This window comes from Lysobacter soli (assembly GCF_003382285.1).
In the GTDB taxonomy this organism is placed as follows: domain Bacteria; phylum Pseudomonadota; class Gammaproteobacteria; order Xanthomonadales; family Xanthomonadaceae; genus Lysobacter_J; species Lysobacter_J soli.
This window is the reverse complement of the sequence record NZ_QTJR01000001.1, coordinates 653,770-666,926: the sequence shown is the minus strand read 5'-3', so window position 1 is coordinate 666,926 and position 13,157 is coordinate 653,770. Positions and strand designations below refer to the sequence as shown.

Below are 13,157 nucleotides of genomic sequence, written 5' to 3'. Positions count from 1 at the left end.
CGGAATTGCAGCGTCGCAACGCGCTGCCGCCGCGCCACGGGGCCCGGCGAACCGTCATGGAGATGTCGTCATGAACGCATCGCTACGCATGGCCGTGTTGCTGTCGCTCGTCGGACTGTCGGCCTGTGCCGGCATGGAATCCAGGTCCACCTATGTGCCCGAACCGCGTGCGCCTTCGCTCAACGACGCCGACGACGAATACGTCGCCTACGTCGAGCGCATCGCGCGTCGCCGCGGACTGGAAGTGGTCTGGGTGAACGTGCCGCACAAGACGGCCGACCAGGTCGCGCAGGCGACTGGCGAACCGAAGTAAACCTGCCCGTCGCCCTCCGGATTCCGTTCCGGGCGGATCGTCACGAACGGAGACGGCGGGGCGCGAGCAGCACCAGTACCGCACCGGTGCCGCCCTGCGCCGGCGGCGCGGAGTGGAACGCGAGAACGTCGGCGCGGTGCCGCAGCATGCGGTCCACGAGGTTCTTCAGCACGGGCTGGCCGCCGGAGGCGATAGTGGCGGCGCCGTGCAATCCCTTTCCGTGCACGATCCGCACGCAGCCCACGCCGTGCTGGCGGGCGTCGTGCAGGAAGGCGCGCACCAGCTGTTCGGCCTCGCGCGTGTCGGCGCCATGCAGGTCGAGTTCCTCCTGCACCGAGATCTCGCCGCGCTTGAGTTTCTGCAACAGGCGCGGCGACACCTCGTCGCGGCGGTAACTCAGCGCGTCGCCGGCTTCCAGCAGGCTGTCTTCTAGCGCATGACGGAACTGCTCGCGCGCCTGTGCCTCGTCCCGCTCGGCCATGCGCGCGCGCGGGCGCGGCCGGGGCGCGGACGGCGGCGGCGCGGTCTCGCGCATCGGCCGCACCGGACCGATCGCCGAGCGGAACAGCTCGGCGTCGTCTTCGTCATCGTCGCGTGGTTCGGACATGCCATCAGCCTAGCGTTGCGGGCCGATACCGCAAACCGTTGACGCGATGTTGCCGGGACGTGCACGCCGTCGCCGGGCGCGCGGGCGGCTTCGGCTATCATGGCCCTTCACGCGGTGCGGCCTGTTCCGCGCCGGCGTCAGGTTCCGGCAAGCGTTGTCTGCAAGCGAATACACAAGGGAGTCCATGCGAGTACTGGTGAGCAACGACGACGGCGTCGACGCGCCCGGCATCCGCGTCCTGGCCGAAGGCCTGCGCGCGGCGGGGCACGAGGTCCTGGTGGTGGCGCCCGACCGGGACCGCTCCGGTGCCAGCAACTCGCTCACCCTGGATGCGCCGGTGCGCGTCCAGCAACTCGACGGTTCGACCTGGCGCGTGTTCGGCACGCCGACCGACTGCGTGCACGTGGCCATCACGGGCATGCTCGAGGTCGAACCCGACATCGTGGTCTCCGGCATCAACAACACCGCCAACCTGGGCGACGACGTCATCTATTCAGGCACCGTCGCCGCGGCGATGGAAGGCCGGTTCCTCGGCCTGCCCGCGGTGGCGATGTCGTTGCAGACGGTCGATCACACCGGCAAGCATTACGAAACCGCGGCGCGCGCGGCGGCGGAAATCATCGCCCGCCTGCGCGTGGACCCGCTGCCGGCCGACACGATCCTCAACGTGAACGTGCCGGACATCCCGTGGGATGAAGTGCGCGGGTTCGAAGTGACGCGACTGGGCAACCGTCATCGCGCCGAGGCGTGCATCCCGCAGCAGGATCCGCGGGGTCGCCAGTGGTGGTGGATCGGCCCGGCCGGCGCCGAGCAGGACGCCGGCCCCGGCACGGATTTCCATGCCGTTCGCACCGGCCATATCTCAATCACGCCGATCCAGGTCGACCTCACGCGTTACCACGCGCTCGAGCAGGTCGCCAGCTGGGTCGACGGCCTGGCCACCTCGCTCGGCCATCCGGCATCCCGCAAGCCGGAGCGTGCGGCATGACGCTGCGCATGCGCCTGCAGCCGGAGGCGATCGGTTCCGGCATGACGTCGCAGCGCGTGCGCGACCGCCTGGTCGATCGCCTGCGCGACAACGGCATCCGCGACGAACGCGTGCTCAATGCCATCCGCACTGTGCCGCGCCACCTGTTCGTCGACGAGGCGCTCGCCACGCGCGCCTATGAGGACACCGCGCTGCCGATCGGCCACGGCCAGACGATCTCGCAGCCGTGGGTGGTCGCGAAGATGACCGAGGCGCTGCTCGAGTCCGAACCGAAAAAGGTGCTGGAGATCGGCACGGGTTCGGGCTACCAGGCTGCGGTGCTCGCGGCGCTGGGGCTGGAAGTCCACACCGTCGAGCGCATCGGCGAACTGCTGCGCACCGCGCGCAAGCGTTTCCGCCAACTCGGCATGAACGTGCGCAGCAAGCACGACGACGGCCGGATCGGGTGGCCCGAGAACGGCCCGTTCGACGCGATCATCGTCACCGCTGCCGCGCCGGCCCTGGTCGATGCGCTGACCGGGCAGCTGGCCGCCAACGGCACGCTGATCGCCCCCGTCGGCGGGGCCGGATCCCAATCGCTGCTGAAGCTGTCGAAGGATGCCGACGGCAATGTCACCCAGCAGACGCTCGCACCGGTAGTCTTCGTGCCGCTGCTGTCGGGCATGGTCGACTGACCCACCCGATCCACCGTGCTCCGCACCGGCAGCGCGCTGACCACCGCAGACCGACGACACCACTGAAACACAGGGGCGCCGCTTGAAGATTTTTGGACCGTTGTACGAACGGGCGCTGGTGTGGGCCCGCCATCGCCACGCACCGGCCTACCTGGTCGGGCTGAGTTTCATCGAGGCGATCATCTTCCCGATCATGCCCGAGGTGATGCTGGCGCCGATGTGCGTCGCGCAGCCGCGGCGCGGATTCTGGTTCGCGACGATCAGCCTGGCCGGTTCGATGGTGGGCGCGCTGGTCGGCTACGCACTGGGGCATTACGCCTTCGAGGCGGTCAAGCCGCTGTTCGCCGCGATGGGCATGCTGGGCGGCATCGAGTCGGGCATCGCGACGGTGCAGGCCAAGATGGCCGAGTCGCCATGGGCGGTGTTCTGGCTGCTCGTGCTGGGCGGCTTCGCGCCGATCCCGATGAAGGTCTTCACATGGGCCTCGGGTATCGTCGGCGTGCCCATGCCGCAGTACGTACTGAGCATGCTGATCGGGCGCGGCAAGCGCGTCTACCTGATCGCGCTGGTGATCCGCATCGGCGGCGTCCGCGCCGAAGCCGCGTTGCGCAGGTACATCGAGCCGATCGGCTGGATCGCGCTGGTGTTGCTGATTGCGGCGATCGGCTGGCTGGTCTGGAAGACGCAGTTGGGATGAGAGGAAGCATGACCGGAACATCGCGAAACGTTGCCGTCCGATCTCTCGCTGCCGCCTCGCTCGTGGCGTTCGCCGCGCTGCTCGGCGGTTGCTGGACCACGAAGGTCTATCGCGAACCGGGCGCCTCCTCGGAAGCGCCCTCCAAGCCGCGGCCCGGCGTGACCACCACGGTGCGTCGGGGCGACACGCTCTTCTCGATCGCCTCGCGCAACGGCGTGCGCCAGCAGGACCTGGCGGCATGGAACGGCATCGCTCCGCCGTACACCATCTACCCCGGCCAGAAGCTGCGCCTGTATCCGGCGGGGAAGGGTGGCAGCACGGCCGCGACGCGTCCGTCTGCCACGACCACGACGACGAAGCCCGCTGCAACGACACCGGCCGCGCCCGCGCCGAAGCCCGCCGCGCCGGCCGCAAGCGACATCAAGTGGCGCTGGCCGGCCGACGGTGAACTCATCGGCCGTTACGTCGCAGGCGAACCGACCAAGCAGGGCGTCGACATCGCGGGCGCCAGCGGTGCGCCCGTGCGCGCGGCGGCGGATGGCGTCGTGGTGTATTCCGGTTCCGGCCTGGTCGGCTACGGCGAGTTGATCATCATCAAGCACAACGAGCAGTGGCTCTCCGCGTACGGCCACAACCGCAACCGGCTGGTGAACGAAGGCCAGCTGGTGCGCTCGGGACAACAGATCGCCGAGATGGGCCGCAGCGGCGCGCCGCGCGAGATGCTGCACTTCGAAGTGCGCTACAACGGCAAACCCGTCGATCCGCTGATCTACCTTCCGAAGCGGTGAACATCGCGTCCGCGCAATGCGGACGCAGTGGCCGCCGTGCGGACTTCGTGCGGCGCCTGTCGTTTTGGGCAATGGCGATGATGCTGGCCATACTCGCCGGCTGCGCATCGATGGCGACGATGCGTGACGACGCGCCCACGCTGGACATCGTCACCCTCAACCTCTGGCACGATCGCGAGGGCTGGCCGCATCGCGCCACGATGATCGAAGCGGAACTGCGCCGCCTCTCGCCCGACGCGATCCTGCTGCAGGAAGTGCTGCAGGACGAAACGCTGCCGAACCAGGCGATCGCGCTCGCGCAGCGGCTTGGCTATCACGCCTTCTTCGTCTCGGTCGATCCGGTCGATCGTTCGCGTCGCTACGGCAATGCGATCCTCACGCGCGAACCCGCCACCTCGCGCGGCTTCCGTCGCCTGCAGCCGGATAACGCCTATCGCATCGCCGGCTGGGTGCGCACGACGGTGCGCGGACGCGCGGTGAATCTCTACGTGGTGCACCTGGATTTCGAGGATCGAAGCGGCGCCACGCGCGCGCGGCAGGTCGCGGACCTGCTGTCCTTCGTCGATGCCACGCGCGGCGCTGCGCCGGTCGTGATCGGCGGCGATTTCAACGTCACGGCGGATGCCGCGGAGCTGACGCCGCTGCGCGCGGCTTTCGTCGACGCATACGCGCTCGCGCATGCAGGCGTAGCGGTCGACGGCCTCGCGCATGCGACGCTCAATCCGCGTTTCAATCCACCGGCGCGCATCGATCGCGTGTACGCGGAACAAGGCAGCTTCGGGATGCCGGAGGCGCGGCGCATCCTCGACACGCCCGACGCGGAGGGGCGCTGGGCGTCGGATCACTACGGCGTGTGGGTGCGGGTGCCGTTCGCGCCGCACGAAGACAGGCGCTAGCCGGGAAGGACGAATGCCACGACCACGCGGCGGCCTTCACCGGCCAGCACGTTGAACGTTCGCGCGGCGGCGGCGTTGGTCATCGTTTCCATGCCAACGCCGCGGCGCAGGCAATGGGCGAGCACGGCGGCCGGCGGGAACACCTGCGTGGCGCCGCTGCCGAGGAGGATCACTTCCGGCTCCAGCGCCAGGACGGCGTCGAGGTCCTGCGGCGCCATCGCCTTGACATCACCAACGGGCCAGCCCTCGACGAGGCGGTCGGGCGAGAGCACGAAACTGGCCGTCAGGCGGCGTTCGTTCACCCGCACGGACTCGCCATCGGCTGCGCGCAGGAGGAACTCGTGATCCGGGTGTTCGAGATTGAGCTGCATGGGGACGAAGTGGGGGCGGGGAAGCGGGACGAAACCCCGTCTTCGCGCCGGTCCGCGCGGACGTCAGGCGCGCGGCAGGACGATCTGGCGGCGGTCCTTGCTCGGGCGGTACAGCACGGCCGTGTGGCCGATCCGCTGGACCAGCGCGGCGCCGGTGCGCTGGGCGATCTCGTCGATCATCGCGTCGCGGGCCTCGCGGTCTTCCGCGCCGACCTTCACCTTGATCAGCTCGTGGTGCTCCAGGGCGAGGTCGATCTCGGCCACCAGCGAGTCAGTGATGCCCTTGCCGCCGACCTGCAGCATCGCCTTGAGATCGTGGGCCTGGCCGCGCAGGAAGCGGGTCTGGGCGGCGGTCAGGACGGTCTGCATCGGGAGTCGGAAAACCTCTGGGGGGCGCGCAGGGTATCATGACCGCCCCCACGCTCACCCCGACGCCGCGCCGATGGCGAGCCGCAGCAAGTCCAGCCAGCGCTGGCTGAAAGAACACTTTTCCGACCCCTTCGTGAAGAAGGCCAAGGCCGAAGGCCTGCGCTCGCGCGCGGCCTACAAGCTGGAGGAACTGGTCGAACGCGACCGGCTGCTCAAGCCGGGCATGGTGGTGGTCGATCTGGGCGCCGCTCCGGGCGGCTGGTCCCAGTGGGTCCGGCAGGAGCTCGACCGCCTCGATGCGGCCCGCCCGGGCCGCGTGATCGCCCTGGACATCCTGGAGATGCCGTCGCTGGCGGGCGTCGAATTCCTTCATGGCGATTTCAGGGAGGATGCGGTCCTATCCCAGCTGGTGGGCGCCCTGAACGGCCAGCCGGTGGACCTTGTCCTGTCCGACATGGCCCCCAATAAGAGTGGCGTGGACGCGGTCGACATGCCCCGGGCGATGTATCTGTCGGAGCTGGCGATGGACTTCGCCGACCGGCACCTGCGCACCGGGGGCAACTTCCTGATCAAGTTGTTCCAGGGGGTCGGCTTCGACGAGTACGTGAAGGAGCTGCGCCGGCGCTACGACCGGGTCGTGATCCGCAAGCCGGAGGCCTCGCGCAAGCGGTCGCCGGAGGTCTACGCGCTGGCACAGGGCAAGCGCGCGGTAATGAAGTAAGGTTTGATCGAGCTGCACGGCGCATGGGCGCCGCCCCCGCTGCAACGCGCCGCAGGCGCCAGGTAGGAACTGAATGAACGATTTGGCCAAGAATCTGCTGCTCTGGGTGATCGTCGCCGTCGTGTTGATGGTGGTCTTCCAGGCATTCGGGCCGCGTGGTGCTGCCGGGAGCCAGGAGCTGGCGTACGACCAGTTCGTCCATCAGGTCCAGCAGGACAAGGTGAAGGAAGTGAAGATCGCCGACGACGGCGCCACCATCACCGGTGTGCGCAGCGACGGCTCGAAGTTCACGACCTACAAGCCCAAGGACGACAAGGACCTGATCAATGACCTGATCAACCACCGCGTCGCCATCGACCAGCAGCCGCCGCAAAGCGGCCCGTCGATCCTCTACATCATCATCAACGTGCTCCCCTGGCTGCTGTTCATCGGCATCTGGGTGTATTTCATGCGCCAGATGCAGCAGGGCGGAAGCAAGGGCGCGATGAGCTTCGGCCGTTCGCGCGCCAAGCTGCAGGGCGAGGACCAGGTCAAGGTCACGCTGGCCGACGTCGCCGGCTGCGACGAGGCGAAGGAAGAAGTCGGCGAGCTCGTCGAATTCCTGCGCGACCCCTCCAAGTTCCAGAAGCTGGGCGGCAAGATCCCGCGCGGCGTGCTGATGGTCGGCCCGCCGGGCACCGGCAAGACGCTGCTGGCGCGCGCGATCGCCGGTGAGGCGAAGGTGCCGTTCTTCAGCATCTCCGGTTCGGACTTCGTCGAGATGTTCGTGGGCGTCGGCGCGAGCCGCGTGCGCGACATGTTCGACCAGGCCAAGAAGCACGCGCCCTGCATCATCTTCATCGACGAGATCGACGCGGTCGGCCGCCATCGCGGTGCCGGCCTCGGTGGGGGTCACGACGAACGCGAGCAGACGCTCAACCAGCTGCTGGTCGAGATGGACGGCTTCGAGGGCGGTGAAGGCGTGATCGTCATCGCCGCGACCAACCGTCCGGACGTGCTCGACCCGGCGCTGCTGCGTCCGGGCCGCTTCGACCGCCAGGTCGTGGTGGGCCTGCCGGACGTGAAGGGCCGCGAGCAGATCCTGCGCGTGCACATGCGCAAGCTGCCGCTGCACGACGATGTCGATCCGATGACGATCGCGCGCGGCACGCCGGGCTTCTCCGGCGCGGACCTGGCGAACCTGTGCAACGAGGCGGCGCTGTTCGCCGCGCGCGAGAACGCCAAGGACGTGCGCATGGAGCACTTCGACCGTGCGCGCGACAAGATCCTGATGGGCGCCGAGCGTCGTTCGATGGCAATGAGCGAGGACGAGAAGCGCAACACCGCCTATCACGAGGCGGGTCACGCGATCGTCGGCCGCATCGTTCCGGAGCACGATCCGGTCTACAAGGTCACCATCATTCCGCGCGGCCGCGCGCTGGGCGTGACGATGTACCTGCCGGAGGGCGACAAGTATTCGCTCAACCGTGTCGCCATCGAATCGCAGCTGTGCTCGCTGTATGGCGGCCGCGTCGCCGAGGAACTGATCTTCGGCGCCGACAAGGTCACCACCGGCGCGTCCAACGACATCGAGCGCGCCACCAAGATGGCCCGCAACATGGTCACCAAGTGGGGCCTGTCGGAACTGGGCCCGATCACCTTCGGCGAGGAAGAGGACGAGGTGTTCCTGGGCCGTTCGGTGACGCAGCACAAGAACGTGTCGAACGAGACCGCGCGCAAGATCGACGAGGTCGTGCGCGACATCCTCGACAAGGCGTACGGCCGCACCACGCAGATCCTCAAGGACAACCTCGACAAGCTGCACGTGATGGCCGATGCGCTGCTGCAGTACGAGACCATCGACGCGCACCAGATCGACGACATCATGGCCGGCCGCAAGCCGGGTCCGCCGGCGGACTGGTCGAAGTCGGGCAAGACGCCGAAGGACGACGGCGAGCGTCCCGGCACGATCGGCGGCCCTGCGGCGCAGACCTGATCGATCGCGTTACATGAGCTGCATCGAAGAGCCGGCCTAGTGCCGGCTCTTTGCTTTTGGCGACGCGGATGTCGAACGTCTGGCTTTCCCGTCATCCCGACGTGCACCGAAGCCGTAAGATCGCGCTTTCCCTCGCGATCGCCGCCGCCATGTTCGACATCACGCCCATCCTCGACTGCAACGGCCGTCCGCTCGCGCTCGATCGCCCGCGCGTGATGGGCATCGTCAACGTCACGCCGGATTCGTTTTCCGACGGTGGCGCGTACGACACGCTCGATGCCGCCGTCGCGCACGGGCTGGCGCTGGCGGAGGAGGGCGCCGACGTGCTCGACATCGGCGGCGAATCCACGCGGCCCGGCGCGGCCGACGTGTCGGTCGAGGAAGAACTGCGCCGCACGATTCCCGTGATCGAACGCCTCGCGCGCGAGACCTCGCTGCCGATCAGCATCGACACCTCCAAGCCCGAGGTCATGCGCGCGGCCGTGCAGGCCGGCGCGGGCATGATCAACGATGTCTACGCGCTGCGTCGCGAAGGTGCGCTCGATGCCGCCGCCGAACTCGGCGTGCCCGTAGTGCTCATGCACATGCAGGGCGAGCCGCGTTCGATGCAGGACGCGCCGCATTACGACGATGTGGTCGCCGATGTTCACCGCTTCCTCGCCGAACGGATCTTCGCCGCGGAGATGGCTGGCATCGCGAAGAAGAAGATCGTGGTCGATCCCGGTTTCGGTTTCGGTAAGAACACGCAGCACAACCTCGCCTTGCTCGCGCAACTCGAACGCCTTGCCGAACTGGGTGTTCCGCTGCTCGCCGGACTCTCGCGCAAGCGCACCATCGGCGAGATCACCGGCCGCGATGCACCGCGCGAACGCGCGTCCGGCTCCGTGGCCGCGCACCTCATCGCCGCGCAGCGTGGCGCGAAGCTGCTGCGCGTGCATGACGTCGCCGCCACCGTGGATGCACTGAAGGTGTGGAACGCCGTCGCCTCGCAGGCGATGCCGCGGGCGAAAAGCGCGCCGTCGATGCCGAAGTGGCCCGACGAGGAATGACGCATCGCCTGGCGATATTTTGATCAATCCCCGCGGCGCCTTGCTGCACAAGGCTTGCAGCGCGATGCGCACAACGTTGTCCGCGTGCTTGTCCACAGGCCGTGTGGATAGCGCACGTGTACACGCCGAAATCGACTTGTACGTCAACTGATTTCAGTGGTCAGTTTCTGACCAAACTTGCTGCGAAGCTTGTGTGGCAAGGCGTTCGGCACGATCCCCACATCGCTGTCCGCAGGCTTGTCCACAAGCTGTGTGGATAGCCGCGCTGATCACGGCCAGAAGCGCACGAACGCAATGCGTAATCGACGCCGCAAGTCAAACGTTTTTTGTGGCCAGTTTCTGTCCAAACTCCTTGCGACGCTTGCAGCGCAAGGCGTGCAGCATGGAATCCACATCGCTGTCCGCAGGCTTGTCCACAGGCGGTGTGGATAGCCGCGTTCGTCGCGTCGCAGCGCGTCGTCGTCATGCATGTCCGCGATGCCGAAACCGCCGCATCCGTCAAGCAGAATATGTGGTGATTTTTTGGCCAGGCTTGCGGTGAGGCCCGTGGTTGCGACGTATGCGGCCACTGCCCACATCGCTGTCCGCAGGCTTGTCCACAGGCGATGTGGATAGCGCACGCGCGCTGGCCAAAATTTCGCCAACCACCCGGAAGGCCTTGCGGCGCCTGGGCTGCGATGTCTTATCAACAGCCTTGCCCCAGTGGTTCTCCACACCTTGTGTGGAAAGCCGGGGCGGCCGGCGTTTTCCGCGCGACCGGGCTGTGCGAGGCTACGCCCCCGACCCGCCGCCTTCGACATGCCCGCCGATCCGCGCCCGCTCGTGATTGCCCTCATGGGCCCGACCGCTTCGGGCAAGACCGCGCTCGCGCTGGACTGGGCCGAACGCTTCGGCGGCGAGATCGTCAGCGTCGATTCGGCGCTGGTGTACCGGCGGCTCGATATCGGATCGGCCAAGCCGGCGCCGGACGAACTGGCGCGCGTGCCGCACCACCTGATCGACCTGCGCGAGCCGTGGCAGCCGTACTCGGCGGCGGAGTTCGCCGTGGATGCGCGGCGAGCGGTCGAGGACATCGTGGCCCGTGGGCGGTTGCCGATCCTCGCCGGCGGCACCGGCCTGTATTTCCACGCACTGCTGCACGGGCTCTCGCCGATGCCGGAAGCCGACGCCGACATGCGCGCGCAACTGGACGCCGAAGCGCAGCGGCGCGGTTGGGCCGCGATGCATGCCGATCTGGCGGCGATCGACCCGGAAGCCGCCGCCCGCATCCACGCCACCGACGCCCAGCGCATCCAGCGAGCACTGGAAGTCTTCCGCCTTTCCGGCCGGACGATCAGCGACTGGCGTCGCGAGCATCGGCCACCGCGGTTGCCGGTGCGCGTGCTCAAGCTGGTGCTCGCGCCGGCGGATCGGGCGGTGCTCCATGAGCGCATTGGCCGGCGCTTCGACCTGATGCTCGAAGCCGGCTTCCTCGACGAAGTGCGCACGCTGCGCGAGCTCCGGGAACTGCGCGACCATCCGGCACCGCTCGATCTGCCGGCGTTGCGTGCCGTCGGCTACCGGCAGGCCTGGGAGCACCTCGACGGCGCGACCACGGGATCGGAATTCCGTGATCGCGGCGTGTACGCGACCCGCCAGCTGGCCAAGCGCCAGCTCACCTGGCTCCGCGGCGAACTCGATGCCCTGTGGTTCGATCCGCAGCGCCAGCGCGACCAGCTTGAGGCCGTCCGGGCGGCGTTTCTCGACGGCGTTGGCGGACCGGCCAAGGGTTGAATCGGGTGCGCGTGCACTCGCGCAGGTTTGCGCTACCATCGGGCCGTCGCCGCTCGTGGGGACGGGCCGGCGATCGCGGCTCGTCGGCCGTGCGGCTGCAACACCACTGATAACTAGAACGAGTTGGGGAACAACGCATGTCCAAGGGACAGTCTTTGCAGGATCCTTTCCTGAACGCGCTTCGACGCGAACGAGTGCCGGTTTCGGTCTATCTGGTCAACGGCATCAAGCTGCAGGGCACGATCGAGTCCTTCGACCAGTTCGTCGTGCTGCTGCGCAATACCGTCAGCCAGATGGTCTACAAGCACGCGATTTCCACCGTAGTGCCGGCGCGCAACGTGCGCGTGGGACCGGGCGGCGGTTACGTCCAGTCGTCCGAATCCGGCGGCGAGGAAAGCGAAGAAACCGAATAAGCGCCGCATCGACGGCCCGATGGGCCCCGCGCGCCGACCGGCAACGGTCCGATCGGCGGCGTGATGACCTGCGGCCCTTGTGCGGCCGCGGGTCGGTGCCCATCTTCTCTTCCTGCCCCCGTACAGGTTGAGCCCCGGTTTGTTCGAACGATCCCGCAAAGGCGAGCACGCCCTCCTGATCCAACCCCATGCCGGCGGTCCGCCGGACGAGGGATTGCTGGAGGAATTCGCCGATCTCGCCCGCTCCGCGGGCGCCACGGTCGCCGCGGTGCTCACCGCGCGCATCGACCGTCCCAATGCCGCCATGCTAATCGGCAGCGGCAAGCTCGAAGAAGTGAAGGCCGCCGCGGAAGCCACCGGCGCCGACCTCATCCTCGTCAACCATCCGCTATCGCCCGGCCAGGAGCGCAACCTCGAACGCGCGCTGCAGCGCCGCGTGGTCGATCGCACCGGCCTCATCCTCGACATCTTCGCCCAGCGTGCGCACAGCCACGACGGCAAGCTCCAGGTCGAGCTCGCGCAGCTCAAGCACATGGCCACGCGACTGGTGCGCGGCTGGACCCACCTTGAACGCCAGCGCGGCGGTTCCATCGGCCTGCGCGGTCCCGGCGAAACGCAGCTGGAAACCGACCGCCGCCTGCTGCAGAAGCGACTGGAGCAGTTGCAGCGGCGCCTGGAGAAGGTCGAAGTCCAGCGCACGCAGATGCGCCGCGCCCGCGTGCGCAGCGAGCTGCCGCGCGTGGCGCTGGTCGGCTACACGAACGCGGGCAAGTCCACGCTGTTCAATTCGATGACCGGCGCCGAGGCGTACGCCGCGGACCAGCTTTTCGCGACGCTGGATCCGACGGTGCGCCGCATCGAGCTCTCCGGCGGCGGCGTGGTCCTGGCCGACACGGTCGGCTTCGTCCGCGACCTGCCGCACGAACTGGTCGCCGCGTTCCGTTCGACGCTGTCGGAGGCCCGCGAGGCCGACCTGCTGCTGCACGTGGTCGACGCCGCCGATCCGCTGCGCGACGAGCGCATTGCCCAAGTCGATGAAGTCCTCAAGGACATCGGCGCGGGCGACCTGCCGCAGGTGCTGGTGTTCAACAAGATCGACCGGCTCGGCGCCGACGGCGAGACCGTCGCGCCCCGCATCGACCGTCCGGCGGAAGGGCGCGTGCGCGTCTGGCTGTCCGCGCGAGACGGGCTCGGTCTGGACCTGCTGCGCCAGGCGCTGGCCGAAGCGCTGGAACTGCGCCATGTCGTCGGCGAAGTCCGCCTGCCGCCGCAAGCCGCCAAGCTGCGCGCGCGCCTGCACGACCTAGGCGCGGTGCGTGGCGAGGACCACGACGAGCACGGCTGGCGGATCCGCGTGGACCTGCCGCTGGCCGACGCGCAGCGCCTGTTCGCGCAGGCCCATGGCGAGGCGCTGCGCCATCTTTTGCCCGAGCAGGACGACGAGGATGCGGCCTGAGCGCGTTCGCGGCGTGGCCAGGCGCATTGCTTGAGGCACATCGCACCCCCACCTAGAATCGACGCAC

At 68.3% G+C, this 13,157-nt stretch carries 15 protein-coding genes; 12 read left to right on the top strand and 3 right to left on the bottom strand.

Features of this window, described 5'->3' with window-relative positions:
* Window positions 1-70 precede the first annotated feature (70 nt).
* Window positions 71-313 (top strand): hypothetical protein, encoded by a 243-nt coding sequence (locus tag DX912_RS02840; RefSeq protein WP_147298545.1) that lies wholly within the window; start codon window positions 71-73, stop codon window positions 311-313.
* Between the two features lie 40 nt (window positions 314-353).
* Here the strand turns inward: DX912_RS02840 and DX912_RS02835 are convergent, their stop codons facing one another.
* Window positions 354-920, bottom strand: coding sequence for a Smr/MutS family protein (locus tag DX912_RS02835; protein ID WP_115840912.1), 567 nt, complete (start codon window positions 918-920; stop codon window positions 354-356).
* A 184-nt stretch (window positions 921-1,104) separates the two neighbouring features.
* On the opposite strand from DX912_RS02835, the gene surE reads away from it, so the two are divergent.
* The 5 genes from surE to DX912_RS02810 all read left to right on the top strand — a co-directional run bounded on the left by surE (window position 1,105) and on the right by DX912_RS02810 (window position 4,963).
* The gene (gene surE, locus DX912_RS02830) at window positions 1,105-1,908 is read left to right on the top strand and encodes a 5'/3'-nucleotidase SurE (protein WP_115840911.1); all 804 of its coding nucleotides are present in this window, start codon (window positions 1,105-1,107) and stop codon (window positions 1,906-1,908) included.
* Window positions 1,905-2,582: a protein-L-isoaspartate(D-aspartate) O-methyltransferase gene (locus DX912_RS02825; RefSeq protein ID WP_115840910.1), complete on the top strand. Its 678-nt coding sequence runs from the start codon at window positions 1,905-1,907 to the stop codon at window positions 2,580-2,582. The genes surE and DX912_RS02825 overlap by 4 nt, the downstream gene beginning before the upstream one ends.
* An 82-nt stretch (window positions 2,583-2,664) precedes the next feature.
* Entirely contained in the window at window positions 2,665-3,279 is a 615-nt protein-coding gene (locus DX912_RS02820; RefSeq protein WP_115840909.1) for a YqaA family protein, read from the top strand.
* An 8-nt stretch (window positions 3,280-3,287) separates the two neighbouring features.
* Complete coding sequence (locus tag DX912_RS02815) at window positions 3,288-4,067, top strand: peptidoglycan DD-metalloendopeptidase family protein (protein WP_115840908.1); 780 nt, start codon at window positions 3,288-3,290, stop codon at window positions 4,065-4,067.
* 80 nt (window positions 4,068-4,147) lie between these two features.
* Complete coding sequence (locus DX912_RS02810; protein ID WP_181902678.1) at window positions 4,148-4,963, top strand: endonuclease/exonuclease/phosphatase family protein; 816 nt, start codon at window positions 4,148-4,150, stop codon at window positions 4,961-4,963.
* Here the strand turns inward: DX912_RS02810 and DX912_RS02805 are convergent.
* Both DX912_RS02805 and yhbY read right to left on the bottom strand, forming a co-directional pair.
* Entirely contained in the window at window positions 4,960-5,334 is a 375-nt protein-coding gene (locus tag DX912_RS02805) for an Mth938-like domain-containing protein (RefSeq protein ID WP_115840906.1), read from the bottom strand. The genes DX912_RS02810 and DX912_RS02805 overlap by 4 nt on opposite strands.
* 63 nt (window positions 5,335-5,397) lie before the next feature.
* Window positions 5,398-5,703 carry a ribosome assembly RNA-binding protein YhbY gene (gene yhbY, locus DX912_RS02800; RefSeq protein ID WP_115840905.1) on the bottom strand — a complete coding sequence of 102 codons (306 nt, stop codon included), beginning with the start codon at window positions 5,701-5,703 and terminating at the stop codon, window positions 5,398-5,400.
* 73 nt (window positions 5,704-5,776) lie between these two features.
* On the opposite strand from yhbY, the gene rlmE reads away from it, so the two are divergent.
* The 6 genes from rlmE (at window position 5,777) to hflX (ending at window position 13,090) form a co-directional block, all read left to right on the top strand.
* Window positions 5,777-6,424 (top strand): 23S rRNA (uridine(2552)-2'-O)-methyltransferase RlmE, encoded by a 648-nt coding sequence (rlmE, locus tag DX912_RS02795; RefSeq protein WP_115840904.1) that lies wholly within the window; start codon window positions 5,777-5,779, stop codon window positions 6,422-6,424.
* 73 nt (window positions 6,425-6,497) lie between these two features.
* Entirely contained in the window at window positions 6,498-8,399 is a 1,902-nt protein-coding gene (ftsH, locus tag DX912_RS02790; protein ID WP_115840903.1) for an ATP-dependent zinc metalloprotease FtsH, read from the top strand.
* A gap of 149 nt (window positions 8,400-8,548) precedes the next feature.
* Complete coding sequence (gene folP / locus DX912_RS02785) at window positions 8,549-9,448, top strand: dihydropteroate synthase (protein WP_115841046.1); 900 nt, start codon at window positions 8,549-8,551, stop codon at window positions 9,446-9,448.
* A gap of 798 nt (window positions 9,449-10,246) precedes the next feature.
* Window positions 10,247-11,221 (top strand): tRNA (adenosine(37)-N6)-dimethylallyltransferase MiaA, encoded by a 975-nt coding sequence (gene miaA / locus DX912_RS02780; RefSeq protein WP_115840902.1) that lies wholly within the window; start codon window positions 10,247-10,249, stop codon window positions 11,219-11,221.
* 137 nt (window positions 11,222-11,358) lie between these two features.
* Complete coding sequence (gene hfq / locus DX912_RS02775) at window positions 11,359-11,634, top strand: RNA chaperone Hfq (RefSeq protein WP_115840901.1); 276 nt, start codon at window positions 11,359-11,361, stop codon at window positions 11,632-11,634.
* Between the two features lie 139 nt (window positions 11,635-11,773).
* Window positions 11,774-13,090, top strand: a complete 1,317-nt coding sequence (gene hflX / locus DX912_RS02770; RefSeq protein WP_115840900.1) for a ribosome rescue GTPase HflX — start codon at window positions 11,774-11,776, stop codon at window positions 13,088-13,090.
* Window positions 13,091-13,157 lie beyond the last annotated feature (67 nt).

What these genes read in the sequence shown, in the direction of transcription:
- DX912_RS02840 (WP_147298545.1), top strand. Translation starts at nt 71, where the DNA reads ATGAACGCATCGCTACGCATGGCCGTGTTGCTGTCGCTCGTCGGACTG.
- DX912_RS02835 (WP_115840912.1), bottom strand. Translation starts at nt 920, where the DNA reads ATGTCCGAACCACGCGACGATGACGAAGACGACGCCGAGCTGTTCCGC.
- surE (WP_115840911.1), top strand. Translation starts at nt 1,105, where the DNA reads ATGCGAGTACTGGTGAGCAACGACGACGGCGTCGACGCGCCCGGCATC.
- DX912_RS02825 (WP_115840910.1), top strand. Translation starts at nt 1,905, where the DNA reads ATGACGCTGCGCATGCGCCTGCAGCCGGAGGCGATCGGTTCCGGCATG.
- DX912_RS02815 (WP_115840908.1), top strand. Translation starts at nt 3,288, where the DNA reads ATGACCGGAACATCGCGAAACGTTGCCGTCCGATCTCTCGCTGCCGCC.
- DX912_RS02810 (WP_181902678.1), top strand. Translation starts at nt 4,148, where the DNA reads ATGCTGGCCATACTCGCCGGCTGCGCATCGATGGCGACGATGCGTGAC.
- DX912_RS02805 (WP_115840906.1), bottom strand. Translation starts at nt 5,334, where the DNA reads ATGCAGCTCAATCTCGAACACCCGGATCACGAGTTCCTCCTGCGCGCA.
- yhbY (WP_115840905.1), bottom strand. Translation starts at nt 5,703, where the DNA reads ATGCAGACCGTCCTGACCGCCGCCCAGACCCGCTTCCTGCGCGGCCAG.
- rlmE (WP_115840904.1), top strand. Translation starts at nt 5,777, where the DNA reads ATGGCGAGCCGCAGCAAGTCCAGCCAGCGCTGGCTGAAAGAACACTTT.
- ftsH (WP_115840903.1), top strand. Translation starts at nt 6,498, where the DNA reads ATGAACGATTTGGCCAAGAATCTGCTGCTCTGGGTGATCGTCGCCGTC.
- folP (WP_115841046.1), top strand. Translation starts at nt 8,549, where the DNA reads ATGTTCGACATCACGCCCATCCTCGACTGCAACGGCCGTCCGCTCGCG.
- miaA (WP_115840902.1), top strand. Translation starts at nt 10,247, where the DNA reads ATGCCCGCCGATCCGCGCCCGCTCGTGATTGCCCTCATGGGCCCGACC.
- hfq (WP_115840901.1), top strand. Translation starts at nt 11,359, where the DNA reads ATGTCCAAGGGACAGTCTTTGCAGGATCCTTTCCTGAACGCGCTTCGA.